The sequence below is a fragment of the Novacetimonas hansenii JCM 7643 genome (genome assembly GCF_000964405.1).
Classification (GTDB): domain Bacteria; phylum Pseudomonadota; class Alphaproteobacteria; order Acetobacterales; family Acetobacteraceae; genus Novacetimonas; species Novacetimonas hansenii.
Window position 1 is genome coordinate 41,214 of the sequence record NZ_BANE01000096.1, and the last position, 15,564, is coordinate 56,777.

Consider the following 15,564-nt stretch of genomic DNA (forward strand, 5'->3'; position numbering starts at 1 on the left):
TTATTATCTTCCTTTTCACAAAAACGCTGAACCAGCGTGGTTCCTGAACAGATCCGCATCCCGCACATACGCGTTCAGCGTCTCCAGACTTTTGTGCCGACTGACGTCGCGCATCTTGAAGATCGTCGCCCCGGCGCGCGCCGCGCTGGTCAGAAAGCCTGACCGCAGGGAGTGCCCCGAAAACTGCGCCGGGTCTTCGTTGATCAGCAGGCACCGTTCCTTCACGATCTCCGCCACGGCCGCCGGGCGCAGGGGTTGCGCGCCGACCTTGCCGCCCCGGCGCACGCGGCGGAACAGGGAGCCGCTTTCGATCCCGGCCGCCGCCATCCACGCCTCGATGGCCGGGCCGGGGCGCAGGCGGTTGCCGCGCGGGATCGCGATGGTCTGGCCCTGCCCCTCCTGGTCGGTCTTCGACTTGCGGATCAGCACCCGGTATCCGTCATCCGTGCGCGACAGATCCTCCACGCGCAGCGCGACCAGCTCGCTGCGCCGGAACGCCCCGGCAAAGCCCAGCGCGAGGATCGCCCGGTCGCGCAGCCCCTTCAGGCTGTCATCGCAGGTGTCGATCATGCGCTCCACGATATCCGCCGTGGCGGCGGCCTTGCGGTCCGGCGCGCCGCCCATCTCCCGCCGGATGCCTTTCAATGTCTTCGACACCAGTTCGGACCGGGTCGGCGTTTCCTCGTCCGCCAGCCGGTGCAGGTAACGGATCGCCGCCACCCGGCGCCCGATCGTGGACGGCCGCAGGCCCTGCTCCGCTGAATCGGCGATGAAATTGGCCACCGTCTCCGGCGCGGCGGGCATGGGGCTGACCCCGCGCGCCGTGCACCAGGTGGTGAAGGTGTTGATGTCGGTCATGTAGGCGCGGCGCGTGCTCGGGGCCTCGGCCTCCAGGATGAAGCGGCGGGCGCGCGCGGACGGCACGATGGCGATGGCGGTGTCGGGCTGGGTCGGAACAATAATCTGGTTCATCTCGAAATCCTGTTCGTATCTGGGTGCTCCCCCGCCGTGGCGGGGAAGCGGGAAGGGGGATCAGGTCGGGTTACGTTCCGTGATCCGACCCCTCCGCCAGCAGACGCCGCATGTCATCCTCAATCGATGCCACCATATCGCGCACCAGATCAAGACAGTCCGGGTTGCGGGACAATGCCCGCACTACGCCGATTTTCAGCATGACGCCCCCGAACGTGGGCGATGCGGTGTCCATGATGTCGCGCTCGACGGCCTTCATCTCCGCAAAGACCTGCGTCAGCTCGTCGTCGCGCCAGTCCTCTGCATCCGGGCGCGACAGCATCGCCTCCAGCCGCGCCGCGGCCTCTTGCGTCAGCGTCCACAGCGGCGCAAGGAAGGAGAGGGGATAGTTCGCCGCCAGCAGGCCGGGCGGCATCGTGGTATCGGCGCTCATCGTGCCACCCCCCATCCGTGCAACATCTCCCCCAGGCGGGAGATGCCTTTCGCGGTCACCCGCAGGCGGGTCACAATTTTCGTCCTCCCTGACTCCTGATGCAGGGTGACCAGCTTGTGCTCCAGCAGGCCACTGTCCAGCTTGGTCTGGTACGCCAGCCAGTGCTCGCCCTTGCGGTAGATCCAGCGCCGGTCGCGCATGAAATTGCGCAACAGGATCGGCTTGACCTGCAGGTTCTTCGCCGCCTGCCGCATATCGATCGACCCCTCGGTCCCCGCAATGCGCGCCAGCGCGGAGACCTTGGGCGCGTCACGTTCGATCCGCACCTGCTGCTGCGCGATCGTGTCCGCCTGCGCCGCGATCCGGTCCTGCTGGTCGGCGGCAAGGCGCAGCGCCTCCGACAGGGTGCGCGGCACACGCGGGTCCGGGATGGGCGACGTCGAGGCCTCCAGTTCCAGCCAGCGGTCGATGATTTTCAGCCGCATGTCCGCCCGGTAGCCGGTGATGAGGTTGAGCGTCAGGTTTTTGGGGAGATTGTAGCACTCACGTGCCTTTCCTTGGGCATCGAGATAGGTCGATCCAAACTTGGATTGGCCCTCTCCAACCTGTTCCAGCATGGCACGGATGTCACGCATAACATGGGCATGCTGTTTCCCAGTCAGTTCCGAGATCTCACGACTGGACATAGTAAGGGAAGCTAAATCGCCAGTGTCAGGCGCAATGCTGTCAAAAAGGGTGGGCGACGAACGCCCCTTGGAAATGTTATGAAAATGATCAGCCGGTGGCATGGGGTACTTTCCCTTGCTGTTGGTTAGGGCCGGGGCAAGGGGGCAACCTTGCTTCGGCCTGTTTTTTTACGTAGACATAAAATATGAAGCCGTCAATTACCGTGCACGTAAAAAGAAGAGGACGCCCAGCAACGGGAACCAACCCCCTTATCTCGGGAAGAGTCCCTGCTGAACTGGTGCAGGCCGTTCATGCTTACGCAAAAGAAATGAACATCACGCGATCAGAAGCACTTCGTCGCCTGCTCCAGTTAGGGCTTGAAGCAGCAAAGCTGCATCCAGCATAAGCATCCCTGTCATGCCGTCCTGTTAACGCGCTCCCGAAATGTTCTGTGATATCGGAAGATCAGAACAGTAGGGAACATGGATCATGGCGATGGATGGTAGGATTGATGCACGGTATCTCTTGCAGATGATCGGCTGAACTCCATGCAGTTGTCCCCCATGAGATTCGCAGCAATCATCACTGCCAGCCTCATAGCAGGAGGCGGTCTGACATATGTGTCGTGGACGGCTCTATCTACACATATGACCGCGCAACATACGACTGCACGTGCAGGTGCCGTCAACATACGCGCATCCCACGAGGAACCCGCATCGGGACATTCCAGCGCTGCAGTTCCAGGAATTCCTCGGCCCCTTCCTGAAGCCAAAATGCACTTCAATAATTATGTCCCGTATTATATGAAAGTCCCAATAAACGAGACAAATTTTGAAGGTGACCGAGTAATAGAAAGCACGGGATTTTGGGATGTCATGATGATGTCTCAATCCCATGACCTTGCTTTACATGGTCATTTTGGGCCAATCAATCTCTATATTCTTTCTGAGGGCCTGCATGGAATATATATAAATCTTCTTATAAATGGGACCTCAGACCCAACACATATACTTCAGATCGGAAATGACAGCATCGTCCTGAAAAGGTCTAATTTTACAACAGAGTCTAATATAGTATCATCATTATACGAAAAAACACTGTTTGGTGACGATGCTTATAAGTTCGCAAAATCCATAAAAAACAGTTCATACATTACTGTCGGGCCAAATAAGAAAGTTTTTATGCCACTAATCGGAAATGGATTATCACAGGCAGCAACAGACATGGTATATTATGCCGTGAAGAATAATATTATTATGTCCGATAAATTTTTTTATACGTTCTCGCCTTATTTTCTCATAAGCGACGAGAAAGATGACCCGTCTGAAACAGACAATGGCTGTATTGGAACCATCACAAAGCCTATTGAAAACAATGACTATTACAAAGTCGGCATGAAAGCAGATCATCTGAACCTGCTTGAAGCTACTCCAGACGGCTCTCCGATAGCATATGGACAACATGGGGGCATCGTGTTCCCGGCGGGGACCATCCAGTTACAGAACTGCCACGTCGTGCATGCTCCCAAGGTGTACCCTGACGATCTGGGTTTCAGCCTATATTTCGACCATCCAGAACAGCACAAGACAGAAATTCGCGCCAATGATGCAATCGAGAAACTCATTGACGCCGGCATGTGCACTGCCTGTGCCTCTCAGGGTGCATATGCTTACCTTGATCGCGAACCAAGTGACTGTGGTGACGTTGCGCGCGCAATTCTAAGCGGTGCCATACAGTCTGCGCCTTCTTCGAATTGCAGTTCACACTGAATACCGACGAACGGGGATGCGTACAGGCGGACACTCACGAGTGAAGCTACCCCACTTGACGGTACGTCAAAAAATACCTATTTTCACGACGAGGACTTGATAACGGTGCCGCACGATGCAGAACGTCGCAGATTGCAGAACGCTATCACGCAAGGGGCAAGGATCGTATGGACGCACCATGCGACACAGCGTTCACGGGAACGCCATATCTCCAAGCTGATTGCTGAGCGCGTGCTCCGTCGCGGCAACATTGATCAAATCGAAGCACCACTGGACGGTGATGAAACCTGGCGCGTGGTCGGGACCGACAATGACGGTCGCCGGATAGGCGTGGTTGTCACTTTGAAAGATGACGTCTGTATCATTCGTATCATCACGGTCATGGCGCTCCGCTGAAAGGAAGAATTCATGTTCAGAACACTGCCCTCGTACGAGGAAGACGGCCTGGGGCTGCCTTACGCGGTGACGCTGATTGACGCCGCGGAAGAGGAAATTGACGAAACCACCGGGGAAGTGATCGGAGTTTCCGTGCCCGACATGGAAGGGCTTGCGGCCGCCGTGGCGATGGCGCGTGTCCTGATCCCGACCGGCCTTCTGCCGCTGGAGATCCGGTTCCTGCGCGACGTGCTGGACCTGTCTTCGGGGGATATGGCAAAGATCCTGATGATGAACCCGGCCACCTATTCCCGTTGGGAGAATGGCAAGCAGGAAGTCGGCCAGTGGGCTGACAAGCAGCTGCGCATGGTGGTGGTGACCACGCTACGTGACCGTTTCCCGCATTTCAGCGTGGACCCGAAAACCGTGACATCGCTTTCCCCGCTCAAGCCACGTGCCAGCCAGACCGCTCCACGGATCCGGATGGTCCGGCGCGCCCTACCCGCTGAGGTCACACAACTGGACGAGTGGGATACGGTTCCCCAGGCCATCGCTGCCTGATCTCAGGCGGTATTGGAACTGAGGCAGCCAGATTATTCCTCAATCTTGCGCGGGCTTGTCGGCTTCAGATGATGCTTGCGCAGGATCTCATCCATCCATTCCACGAACTCCGGCGATACGCGCGGGTCGGCTTTGGGGATCGCTGACCAGTTGCCCCGGCACCCCACATGCTGCAGCCCTGCGGCCGGGAACCAGTGCGGCTGCGCCCACGCCTGATCGTATCCTTCATCGTCTGGACCATATCCCGGGCCGGGCACGCAACCGATATTAGATTTCCCTACCCAGACATCCGTCCGGGCATTCCTGTCCGGGCTATCCGGCGCGACGACCCTGAATGTCTTGCCATTGAGCGCCGTGCAGCTGGGACAGCCGTCGCAGGCGTCACGCCATCGTACATGTGCTCCCGGCTCCTGCGCCGCGATCATGCCCTGATTGCGCGCCTCTCCCATTTCCGTCGCAGCGATTTCCTCGAAATCCAGATTCAGGACCGCGAACTCCGCGAACAGGGCGGACGCCAATGCCCGATGCGTGCCCTGCTTCATCCCGAAGGCATCCGCCTTGACGTGCTCCACCAGGAGCGCCTTCATCTGCGCCCTGTCCGCACCGGACACGTCCTCCACGCTACGCATGCCGAAGACCTCGGCCATTTCGATGGTTTTCATCTCGGCACGTGTCAGCGCCTTTTCGGGCGCGCGACCGATGTTCGATTTTCCGACCCAGACATCCATTCGGGCGCTCCTGTCCAACTGTCCGGCGCGTCCTACTCTTATAGAATTAATTTTTTTCCTTTTCCAATTCACTCGCAATGAGACGAAAATCGTGATCTGAAATATTCATTATATTTCCTTCACATAATTGCGCTTTTAACAATAAAATTTCTATTTCCTTTCTTTTGGGTCCTATTTCTTCGATTCCTGAAATTTTTTGCAGTCTATTAAAAATAACTAACAAATCAGCATCACTGTTTTGGAGTGCTGCAATGCAGGCGTCTTCAACGCGTTTTTTACAAACGGGAACTTCTGTCATTAGATATCACCATATGTCATTATTGTTTCCGAATTATCCATGATCGTACACATCAAACGCGCGGTCAATCCAGACGACATAGAAAACCCGGCCGCCCCGATAACCGACCATCGGCGCCATCCCCGCACATCGAAAAGCGATTATTGGCGTTTCTTCAGTGATGAATGGCGGAATAGCCACCTTCATGGATGATCGGCCGATCTTCTCGTATCCAAGTCCGTGACGACCGGATGCGCGCAGTTCGTTCCACGTTAATTTGGAGCGTTTGGCGATTGCCACAGCGAACCTTGCCCGCTCATTCTCCTCGCAGCATTCGATATCATGCGATGGCTGCAGGTTTTCCAGACTGAAATGGGGCTTCAGGTGATCAGTACTGCCGCTTGATGACTGCGGCGCAGCAATTCTTCCCGATGTCCGCGCTGGGGCACTGGCGATACGCTTTTTGTTTTTCTTGGCCGACAGGACGCTAGTCCTTCAGCCGCCTCTTGAAGAATTTTTTCATAGCTGACTGGGAGATCACGTTATTTGCACCGCTCTTGTCAGCGTTGCGCCACGGCGCTTCCTCATGCGTCATATTGCGCAGTTTCCACGCGGAAAACTGCCCATACTCGTCATAGACTTCGTTCAGCAGTTCCCGGTCATCCTCGTCATATACCGAGAAATCCAGCCCCACAGGACATGGAATCCCTTGTGACCCATATATCTTGAACGCATGGTAAATTGATTCCACCACGGGGCCATGCTGCCAAGCGACAATCGGCTCCATAAACAGGGGCGTGTCGTTCAAAGCCAGGCTGAACCCCTGCGCGTAATAGCAGAGCTTCTGGAGCTTCAGATTGGAAATCTCATCCCCAACGTCTGGATCCGCCAACGTCAGAAAATAATCAGCGACCTGCCTCGCGCTCAGCATAACCGTGCCCCCAGTCTTGATACGCGGCGACGGAGATGGTCCGTGATACCACGATGATCGTAATAGGTAGTGGTCGTCGCCGGTCTGGTCAACATACCAGACAGCCTGCCAGCCCCCTATTTTTTACGACCCGGGCGCCGCTGGCGACGGGACGCCTCTATGATCGCGGCCCATGCCCGTGTCCGTGCGCGTTCCTCGCGGACCAGCAGCCAGATCAGTGCGCGCCACATTCTATGACGCGGCGCAATCATGCCGGGCTCTCACGCCCAAGCACGATAAAGCATTTTCTCACCGGTTTCGGACCCCGCAGTTTTCCTCCGTTCTCCTTGGTCGCCATGACCTGTCGCTTGAAGATGTCGAACGGCATCTCGCGGATTGCCCCCAGGAAGGCAGGATTGTCGTAATGACGCAGGAAGCTGGCCCGGGCCTCGCTTTCGCTGCCAAAGCCGAGCATCGCCTTTTCCTCGTCCTTCTTGCGAAAATCAGGCGGCGCCATGGTCTGGATGATCCAGACACGCCGTGACTTTTCGTCCGGGCCGATGAACACGTCATAATGGTCGCCGTCCGCCCCCACGGTGCCCCGGATATATCCGTAATGGCACGTCATGGTGGTGGCCCATTCCTTACCGCCATGATCGCGACCGCGCCGGACACTTCCGGCCTCGTTCTCGATGGTGATCGGCAAGCCTCCGAAATCGGTTTTTGTCTTACGATAATTTCCGGCCCGCTTCTGCCCCTCCGTGGGTTCATGGAAGCATGACAGGGGATGCTGCGGCATGGCTTTGAGGAGGATCAGCATGGCAGAATGCCTCGGCGCTTGCCGATTTGCTTGCAAGCATGCATGTCAGCCTCCAAACGCGCTGTAGGTCTGGCCTGCTTTCGCGCCATAGACCGTAATGGGGCCGCTGACTGGCCCCCACCGGAATATGCCGGGGTTCGTCGCCGATGCCGGATAGACGGCAATCGCTGTGGAACCAAGATCGCCCCCCGCGCATCCCGTCAGACAGATATACTCCACCGCCGCAGAGGTGTTCTGGAACACGCCGCCATGATTTTGGGTGCCAGCCGGGAAAATCTCCTGCCACGTGGCTGCGGCCATGATCGCCGGAGCCTCGGGCATCATGGGACTGGACGGCCCCACGCTCGCCGCCAGGGCAAGCACAGGGCAGGCCAGAACCGCAAGGAAAGTCAGAAAACCGCGCATAATCGCTCCGCTGCATGATGATGTCCCATCATGCCGTCACGACAGACGCGTGTTTTGCATGCATGCATGCAATCTGGCTACGTTGGTTGCTGCCCGCTTGGTCTGCCGACTGGCTTGAGACTATGCTTGCGCAGGATTCCGTCCATCCAGTTGACGAATTCAGGGGAAACATCAGGTCCCGGATCCGTAACCGTGACCCAGCTGCCCCGGCAGTTCGGGTGCTGGACGCCGGCGGCTGGCCACCACATCTCGTTTTCGCTGCGGGGCATCAGCCCTTCGTCAGTGCGACGCCGCGAAGCGGCAGAGCGCCCGATATTGGTTTTCCCGACCCAGACCTGCGTCTGGCCATTCTGCTCCGGCGCGTCGGGCGCAACGACGGTAAAGATTTTCCCGTTGATCGATTTGCAGAACGCGCACGCGCCGCGATAAGCTTCCACGCGCTTGACCCGCTGCCCGGGCGAGAGGGTGGCGATCAGGCCCTGGTTGCAGGCCTCCCCCGCCTCGGTCACTGCAATGCGCCGGAAATCTCGGTTCAGTTCCCCGAACGCATCAAAAAGGCTCTGCCGCAGTGCGGTGAACTGACCCTGCTTCATCCCGAACATCTGCGCTTCCATGTGCTGGATGATCAGGTTCTTCATCTTGTGGCGCGCCACGTCGGTGACGGCGGAGATGTTCTCGGCCGCGCGTGCCCGCGCAATCTCGATGGTCTTCATCTCGACTGGCGTGAGGATCTTGCGCGGAACCGCCCCGAACCCCGTGGGCATGTATTCCGCCATTTTCGCGATGCTCTCGGCATCCCGGATGCCCCGCGCCTCGAACGCAGCCTGCGCCTTTCCCGCGAGCGTAGCCCGTACCGTCAGCCAGTCCCCCCAGTCCACCGCCACGTCATGCGGCAGGTATTCCTGCATCAGCAGCTCGACCAGCAGCATCCAGTCATCAAGGGTATAATCTTCGGGAGGATGCCGCTCCAGATGCGCCCGGGCCTCCTGCTCCTGTTCAGGCGTCCACCGTCCCCATCCAGGGGATAGCGCCTTCTGGAGCGAGCCTGTGCCCTTCCCGGTAAGGATCTGGCCAAAGCGGTCCTGCAGTTGCTTCAGGACCGCCTGATATTTCTGGGTGAACAGTTCGACCAGCCTGCGGATGATCGGATTGGGAACGTCATCCCACAGCATGGTGGGGTTCCGGGCTGGCGTTTCCGTCGCGGCCTTGAACAGGCTTTCCAGCGCATCATCGCACTGGCATGACGCTATACCTCCAATATCGACCAGAATTTCCGCGCGCCTGGTCATGCACGCCGACAGTCAGGAAGCAGCACCAGAATACGGGCTGAAGGGATCAGTCCTTTCGTGAGGCGGTCGCGTCGGCTTCCGCCCGCATCTGCCGCGCCTTCCTGACGCGTTCCTCCCAGGCCGTCTCTGCCTCCGGAGACAGCTTCACGCGGCTCTCCCTGGCTATGTCCACCGTGTCCGGATAATCCCACGTTTCGGGATTTTTCAGTACGGTCATCTTTCTTCTCCGATATCAGGGCAGGCGGACTGCCCCGCGCCACCAGATTGCTGCGAAATGACCAGCTGTCCGCCAGGTCTTTCACGGCATCAAAACTTGCTTCGTTTGTCAGGTTTCCGAGCACCACGGAAGGAGGGACCAGCCGCCCGTCTTCGATATATCTGCTCACGGCGCGACGTGCTGCATCAAGCCGCGGCAGAAACATGTAATGCACTTCCAGCCGATAATGATCCGCTTTCATCGACTTTGCAAGGGCTACAGCCCTGGCTGTCGTGCGCATGGTGGAATCATAAACGATATTGGCTTTGATCGCCTTCAGACGCCGCATCAATTCTTCTGCGATGTCTGACGATTCCTCATGATAGAGATGTGCGTTCGTCCCGTCATAACCAGGCAGGCGCGCCTTGATGCCGTCTGCATCGATGACAAGCGCGTCGTCGCCATATGCGATACCCCGCAACGCGGATTTCCCGGAACCACCACGGCCGCCAAGGAAAATGAAGGTCGGCGCTTCCCCTTCGGCAGGGAAAGCCTTGGATAGGCGCTCTGCCGACGTATAATCGGCCAGTATCCTCTCATGAAGTGCTGCACGCTCAGGCGTGTAGACACCGTCATGGCAGAACAGTTCAACCGTCGTCGGCTTCTTGGCAAGTTCGTCAGCAGACTGATCCAGCCGGGCCTGCGTATCGGCCGGAAATCCGTGATAGACCTCCGGCAACGACACAGCATGATCGTTATAGGGCGCTGCGAAATCCACCGCGTTGAAATGTTCCGGCGGAATGGAGCGATGCACGCCACCTTCCTTTTCGGCTGCGGCATGGACATGGGCGGGGGGAGCATCCGGCGCGGCGACCCGCTTCCAGCGCCGCATGCGCCGCCCGCGGCGATCCGTCCCGTAAACCAGCGCCATGCCGGGCCGGTTCGCGATCGTGGCTTTTAGAAGGATGTAAATTCTCACCGTCGGGAAGTCCTGTTATCGGGCCTATTCGACCGTGTAGACAGTGGCCAGGGATTTCCTGACCGGCTCGGGATCATCGGTTTCTAGAGGCGTATCCGCGTCACCATCGGGAGGAGGATCGGACGGACGGCCGGGATCGCCCGGGCGCTGATCATCGTCGGTACCTGCGCCTGCGAACCGCTGTTTGTTCAGTTCCATCCATGGCTGGATCAGGCTGGGATTGAGCGGCGCGTTGCCCAGCACGGGGTCAGGGAAGGGCGCGTCACCGCGGCGGCCACGCAGTTCGTTGACCGTCATGACAGACTCGTCTTCCTTCGCCTTGGCCCCGGCATCCTCGCTATCCAGCCCGACGAAGCGGAAACACCAGTCATCGTTGAAGGCCGACACGATGAAATCGCTGAACGTAGCCTCATAGAACGCAAGCAGTGGCAGCAGCCCCGTGTCCTGCCCGTTCTCCAGCTTGGCCTCCGTATCGCTGCCAGACAGGGAGGACTTTGACGCGGAGAAACTCTCGAAATTGATCTCGTCCGGTGCCATGCCGTAGATCGCGCATGCGATGGATGTCAGGAACGTCATCCATTTGGCGAAATGCATCTCGTTGAAGTCGGTGTCGAACTTCTCGAACGCGACCTTGCTCTGCGCGTCCTTCGCCACCATGACAGGAAGGGCCCAGGTGTTGGCCGTCCCCTTGACCATGGCGTTCCAGTATCGCTTGAACGCCGCGATATCTTCCTGCCCGTAATCGCCGATCAGCTGCAGGATGCCCTTGGGGATGGAATTTTCGTCGAACCCGGCATTGTTGTAGGACATGGCGTTCAGGATGCCCGTGATGACCTTGATCATCACCTCCGGCTCCGCCTCACCGTATCCACCCGTGTCAACGTCGGTGCGCGGATTGCGAACCTCGTAGATCAACTGATCAATCGTGTAGGTGGTCCCGATGCGCCCATCGATGACCTGCAGGGCATAAATCGGGTCATCCCCCTCGTAATGCTGCTCGGAACACAGCCGGATCGTGGCACCGTCCACGGCGTAGAACCCGTCAAGCCCCAGTTCAGCGTTCCGACGCATCTCCGTCTCGATGGGGCATGAATCCAGCGTCAGGGAATCCCGCACCGACTTGGCCATGAACTGGCGGAAATTGTCGCGGTGCATCAGCTTGCGCCGGCGTGGATTGAACTCCCAGCCGCAGTTGAGGAAAAACCGCGCCAGATGCGCGGCGGCATCGGCCTCCGTCCCCTTGAGCAGATGGTTGCGATCCTTGTGCCGGATTTCAAACCCGAGGCCGCCATCCTCGCTGATCTGGGCAAACCTACTGACCTGGCGCACACGCCGGCGCACGATGGCGCTGAGGATCGGCGTCTGCGCCACGATCGCGCGCAGTCCGGTGAAATCCAGCGCGGACGGCCTCTCAAAATACCGCGCCTGGGAAAATATCTTCTGGGGGTCCAGCCGCACTGACCGCATGCGGCCGCCCGTGTCATTGCCGTCGCCCAGCCGGATGATCTGCCGCGGGGTTGCCTTGTAGAACTCAGCGTCCATCAACCCATTGTTGATGTAGTCAATCACAGGGCGCAGGTTTTCAGGCGGGATCAGTTGGGACGCCAGCGGGCGATACGCCTTGTGCATCTCCACGGACGCGTCGAAACGTTCGTCAGGCGGGGTATCGAGGCCGAGGGCCAACTGTCGCACGGTTTCGTTCATGCCGTTCAGTGTCGCATCACGATGTCACGTCGTCCGCAGCGGGCTCGTAGAACACGCAACCCGGGTCCAGCGCACCAACGCGCAGATCCCGTTCCGAACAGGTGCCCCCTCCGAAATACCGGCATTTCCCGCAGGCACCCTCCGGGGCGCTTCCCATCATTTCTGCCAGCCGCGACGTCAGGTTCTGGGCTGCGGACGGAGACGGCGACTGGGCGGTACCCACGCCTGCCAATCCAGCATCAGGAAGGATGAACGTGGAATTGCCCTGCACACGTGCCCATGCCGCATCACATAGCATCAGTGCAAAACTGAAATGCGGGTCCAGCCCGATCTTCTGGACAGTGCGCCGTGTCTTCCCTGTTTCCGGATCTGCAACCGTGACCAGGGCAGTACGGGAAAAATGCAGGAAAACCCAGTCGTAGAGGATCGCGATGCGCCGCTTCCTGCCGTTCTCGATGACTTCCTGCTCCAGCCCGTTGGGGTCGGGAAACAGGCAGATACCGTCGCGAATGCGGTACAAGGACGTCTGCATGCATTTGTATCGGTCCAAGCGAACTGTGTAGCGCGTCCGTTCTTCCTCGCTGGTCATACGCTCCGACCGCGACAGGCTGTCCCCCCAGTGCATGGATTCATCGCCCATGTCCTGATAGCCGGTGCACAGGAACACGCGGCCGGGGAAGCGGTTGGCGAATTTGCGCGCATCGTTGAAATTCGGCAGCTGTTCGACGACACAGACCTCAACCCCGTACTGCCGCATCAGATCAGCACACCGGTCAAACGGGGACAGGTCGAACACAGCCTCCACATGGATCACCGCCTGCCGGTTGTCAGGCAGCCGCTTCTTGATGATGACGGCGTTAAAGCCCCCCATCTGGTCGATCCCCATGTAGGTCCCGCTGCCCGTTTCCTCCCATGTCACGCCAGCGGCACGTCCGCGCTCCACGCCCGCCTGGCAGACCTCGTAGGAAACTGGGATCTGGTCTGGATCAACATAGGGGCGCGCCAGCGTGCGATTGAAGAAACTCTGTTTCTGCGCTCCTGTCGATGCAAACCCGAAATCGGTGAACATTTCCCGGGCGGTCATCCTCGGGCTGATCGTCCGGGGCAGCAGGAATGAGCGGATATCATTTCCAGCACCGGGATTCTGGGCAATATAGTCACCATATTGCGGGTCGGGGATGTAGCCCTGGCACTCCGGGCAGACCCACACATAATCATCAACAGGCGGCGCGTGCTGGGCCGTTTCGCCGGGATATGGCGGGGCAGGGCGGACCTGACCCTTGTTGAAAACGATCGAGCGCGACGGGAATATGCCGTTGGGATCGGACAGGTCCGACAGCGCCCCGCAACCGGGACATCGCGTGTGCCACACCTCCTGCGTGCCACGCTTGTACCAGTTGTTGATATCCTCGTCCGGCATGTTCGCCGTGGACAGCAGCATCTTGAAACGCACGTCGCTGTCACCCATTCGGGCTGCGACCTTGTCAATTTCCTCCAGGCTCATACCCTGGACTTCGTCCAGACTGACGATATCCATGGGCCGGGATTCCGTGGAGACCTTGCCCGACGTCCACAGGAACATCAGGAGCGACCCCGCGATCTCGCGCGTCAGGACATTGCCTTCACCGATCTTCTGCCGGCCGCCCTTGCCGTCATAGCGATAGATCAGTTCCGATAGCAGCTGTGGCGACGACCGGATGATCGGCATGAACCGTCGTTCGGACTTGAACGCCGCCGTGTTCTGGTCGGGCAGGAACATCCCGATATTCACCGGCGACCATTTCTTGGCCATGTAAAGGTCGGCCAGCACTTCCCACACGGTAAGGCCCAGCTGGGTCGCCTTCTGGATCACGAGAGTCTTGCCATAGGCCTGCTGGCGGGTGGTCGGGATTGCATCGTAGATCGGGCGCAGGGCCGGCCGGTTGTCCAGGCGGAAAGGGCGTCCGTCAATTTTCAGCCCCTTTGCCGCCAGGTCCTCGCACCACTCCAGAAACCCCATGGCCTCCGGGATCGAGCCCGTCCCGCCATAGCCCAGCCGTGCCGCAGTTTCCTCCAGCATCATGAGCTGGCAGTCGAGAGAACGCTGCAGCAGGTTCATCCCGCCCCTCCGCGCTGGGTTGCGTTCAGTTGCCGCAAACGCCCGAGGATCGTCTCCGCCACGATCGGATCAACGTCACGGATGACCTCGAAAATCGTCTTGTGGAACGTCTCAACCTGTTGGTACGCGATCATCATTTCATACAGGCGTGCCATCGTATCGACCGAGCGGCGCAGGTGCTCCGACGCGGACAGGGCCAGCTTGGCGTTGCGGGGCTTACCGTCGTCATGGAAACTGTGCTTGAGGATCCTGCGTGCGACATTCATGCACATCTGCATCTGGTCAACGATCTTGCCGACGCCCAGCCCCACGATCTCGTCAGGATCGGGCACCACCGGCAGTTCGGCGACGATATCCGCGCCGATCGCTACCGCAGGCTCTTGGCTGGCCTGGCTGCGTTCGCGCACGTTATCTCGAACCTTCTCGGCAAATGCACGGCCCGGGGCGCCCGATGATTTGATGGCGTCAAACCAGCGATACAGGCTCGACGTGTTGAGCCCAGCAGCCGTGTATTTGCGCATGAGGGCGGATTTGTCGAAATCGGGTCCAAAATTGGCGAACGCGGCCATGACCTCCTTTTCAAATTCGGCACGCAATTCCTTCTTGCGGACGCGGTCCAGCGCGGGTCTCGCCATCAGGTCACGCCCCCGATCCGCGCGGCGTCTACGAAGGCTCCGATCTCTCCGCTCCAGTCGCCATATCGCCGGACCACCTCGCGGAACTCTTCGAGATCATGGCCTTTCAGGCTCCAGACCGGGCGTCCTTCATCATCGAATTTCAGTTCCCCATCCCTGTCCACGGCATGCTCTGCGTGCATCAGTTCGTGGAAGACCAGTGCTTCCTGTGCTTCCGGACGTGCGCCATCCCACCAGTCCTGGTCGATCATCAGGATGTAATCCGGTCCCTGAAACCACGTTGCGCGCTGCAGAAGCCATGAACCAAGGCGGGCAAGCCCCCCCTGGAACCGTGGCAATGCCAGTTCGCCCAATACGATCCGTCCCTGCTTTTCCTTCGGAAAATGCCTCATGAACACGGCAATCCGGACTTCACCGGTTTTCAGGAAGGAAAACATCCCCTCGGTGTCAATCAGGCGTGTCATCACGCCCAGCGGACTGTCTTCAGTCTCAGGGGCAGCCGAAAAGGCCTCAAATTCCTCGTCGTCAGACATTTCTGGGAATTTCCGATTTTTCCGGCCGGTAGCCGATCACAATTTCAACCGGGTCAGCAGCCGATTTCCGTGGATTGGGCATGCATATAAATGGCCGGTCCTTGCCTACGCGCATCCCGCAGCCACACAGGGCCGAGACTTTTCCCCGTGCCCGGCGGTCGCATCCCGAGCAGCGCAGTTCCTCTCCCCGCTGAAGCATGCGTCCTTGGCAGAC

19 protein-coding genes are annotated in these 15,564 nt (G+C 59.0%); 4 read left to right on the forward strand and 15 right to left on the reverse strand.

Annotated elements, in window-relative coordinates; genetic code table 11:
* Window positions 1-15: 15 nt before the first annotated feature.
* The 3 genes from B7G66_RS07795 to B7G66_RS07805 form a co-directional block, all read right to left on the reverse strand.
* Complete coding sequence (locus B7G66_RS07795; protein ID WP_048859026.1) at window positions 16-972, reverse strand: site-specific integrase; 957 nt, start codon at window positions 970-972, stop codon at window positions 16-18.
* 70 nt (window positions 973-1,042) lie between these two features.
* On the reverse strand, window positions 1,043-1,405 hold the full coding sequence (locus B7G66_RS07800; protein ID WP_048859027.1) for a hypothetical protein: 363 nt from the start codon (window positions 1,403-1,405) through the stop codon (window positions 1,043-1,045).
* Complete coding sequence (locus tag B7G66_RS07805) at window positions 1,402-2,193, reverse strand: phage antirepressor KilAC domain-containing protein (RefSeq protein WP_064478779.1); 792 nt, start codon at window positions 2,191-2,193, stop codon at window positions 1,402-1,404. Before B7G66_RS07805 ends, B7G66_RS07800 begins: the two co-directional genes overlap by 4 nt.
* 426 nt (window positions 2,194-2,619) lie before the next feature.
* On the opposite strand from B7G66_RS07805, the gene B7G66_RS07810 reads away from it, so the two are divergent.
* The 3 genes from B7G66_RS07810 (at window position 2,620) to B7G66_RS07820 (ending at window position 4,776) form a co-directional block, all read left to right on the forward strand.
* Window positions 2,620-3,840, forward strand: coding sequence for a hypothetical protein (locus tag B7G66_RS07810; RefSeq protein WP_148424785.1), 1,221 nt, complete (start codon window positions 2,620-2,622; stop codon window positions 3,838-3,840).
* A 105-nt stretch (window positions 3,841-3,945) separates the two neighbouring features.
* A complete protein-coding gene (locus tag B7G66_RS07815) occupies window positions 3,946-4,236 on the forward strand; it encodes a DUF4258 domain-containing protein (RefSeq protein ID WP_048859029.1) in 291 nt (96 codons plus the stop codon).
* A 12-nt stretch (window positions 4,237-4,248) separates the two neighbouring features.
* Window positions 4,249-4,776 carry a transcriptional regulator gene (locus tag B7G66_RS07820; RefSeq protein WP_048859030.1) on the forward strand — a complete coding sequence of 176 codons (528 nt, stop codon included), beginning with the start codon at window positions 4,249-4,251 and terminating at the stop codon, window positions 4,774-4,776.
* Window positions 4,777-4,808: 32 nt separating this feature from the next.
* Here the strand turns inward: B7G66_RS07820 and B7G66_RS07825 are convergent, their stop codons facing one another.
* From B7G66_RS07825 to B7G66_RS07850, 8 genes are all read right to left on the reverse strand, one after another.
* Complete coding sequence (locus B7G66_RS07825; protein WP_048859031.1) at window positions 4,809-5,504, reverse strand: structural protein; 696 nt, start codon at window positions 5,502-5,504, stop codon at window positions 4,809-4,811.
* 46 nt (window positions 5,505-5,550) lie between these two features.
* Window positions 5,551-5,802, reverse strand: a complete 252-nt coding sequence (locus B7G66_RS17210) for a hypothetical protein (RefSeq protein WP_141312830.1) — start codon at window positions 5,800-5,802, stop codon at window positions 5,551-5,553.
* A gap of 33 nt (window positions 5,803-5,835) precedes the next feature.
* Complete coding sequence (locus B7G66_RS17215) at window positions 5,836-6,081, reverse strand: hypothetical protein (protein WP_081380245.1); 246 nt, start codon at window positions 6,079-6,081, stop codon at window positions 5,836-5,838.
* A gap of 187 nt (window positions 6,082-6,268) precedes the next feature.
* On the reverse strand, window positions 6,269-6,712 hold the full coding sequence (locus B7G66_RS07830) for a Panacea domain-containing protein (RefSeq protein WP_048859032.1): 444 nt from the start codon (window positions 6,710-6,712) through the stop codon (window positions 6,269-6,271).
* A gap of 247 nt (window positions 6,713-6,959) precedes the next feature.
* A complete protein-coding gene (locus B7G66_RS07835; RefSeq protein WP_048859033.1) occupies window positions 6,960-7,511 on the reverse strand; it encodes a hypothetical protein in 552 nt (183 codons plus the stop codon).
* Window positions 7,512-7,556: 45 nt separating this feature from the next.
* Window positions 7,557-7,916, reverse strand: coding sequence for a hypothetical protein (locus tag B7G66_RS07840; RefSeq protein ID WP_048859034.1), 360 nt, complete (start codon window positions 7,914-7,916; stop codon window positions 7,557-7,559).
* 77 nt (window positions 7,917-7,993) lie between these two features.
* Window positions 7,994-9,205 carry a hypothetical protein gene (locus tag B7G66_RS07845; RefSeq protein WP_048859035.1) on the reverse strand — a complete coding sequence of 404 codons (1,212 nt, stop codon included), beginning with the start codon at window positions 9,203-9,205 and terminating at the stop codon, window positions 7,994-7,996.
* Window positions 9,202-10,215 carry a zeta toxin family protein gene (locus B7G66_RS07850; RefSeq protein ID WP_196760711.1) on the reverse strand — a complete coding sequence of 338 codons (1,014 nt, stop codon included), beginning with the start codon at window positions 10,213-10,215 and terminating at the stop codon, window positions 9,202-9,204. The genes B7G66_RS07845 and B7G66_RS07850 overlap by 4 nt, the downstream gene beginning before the upstream one ends.
* Here B7G66_RS07850 and B7G66_RS17800 point away from each other — a divergent pair.
* Window positions 10,210-10,362, forward strand: a complete 153-nt coding sequence (locus B7G66_RS17800; protein WP_159107953.1) for a hypothetical protein — start codon at window positions 10,210-10,212, stop codon at window positions 10,360-10,362. The two genes, B7G66_RS07850 and B7G66_RS17800, sit on opposite strands and share 6 nt — an antisense overlap.
* Before the next feature lie 42 nt (window positions 10,363-10,404).
* Here the strand turns inward: B7G66_RS17800 and B7G66_RS07855 are convergent, their stop codons facing one another.
* The 4 genes from B7G66_RS07855 to B7G66_RS07870 are packed head-to-tail and all read right to left on the reverse strand — an operon-like array spanning window position 10,405 to window position 15,350.
* Window positions 10,405-12,084 (reverse strand): phage portal protein, encoded by a 1,680-nt coding sequence (locus tag B7G66_RS07855; protein WP_048859037.1) that lies wholly within the window; start codon window positions 12,082-12,084, stop codon window positions 10,405-10,407.
* A gap of 16 nt (window positions 12,085-12,100) precedes the next feature.
* The gene (locus B7G66_RS07860; protein WP_048859038.1) at window positions 12,101-14,182 is read right to left on the reverse strand and encodes a phage terminase large subunit family protein; all 2,082 of its coding nucleotides are present in this window, start codon (window positions 14,180-14,182) and stop codon (window positions 12,101-12,103) included.
* Window positions 14,179-14,817 (reverse strand): hypothetical protein, encoded by a 639-nt coding sequence (locus tag B7G66_RS07865; protein ID WP_048859039.1) that lies wholly within the window; start codon window positions 14,815-14,817, stop codon window positions 14,179-14,181. The genes B7G66_RS07860 and B7G66_RS07865 overlap by 4 nt, the downstream gene beginning before the upstream one ends.
* Complete coding sequence (locus B7G66_RS07870) at window positions 14,817-15,350, reverse strand: putative metallopeptidase (RefSeq protein ID WP_048859040.1); 534 nt, start codon at window positions 15,348-15,350, stop codon at window positions 14,817-14,819. Before B7G66_RS07870 ends, B7G66_RS07865 begins: the two co-directional genes overlap by 1 nt.
* Window positions 15,351-15,564 lie beyond the last annotated feature (214 nt).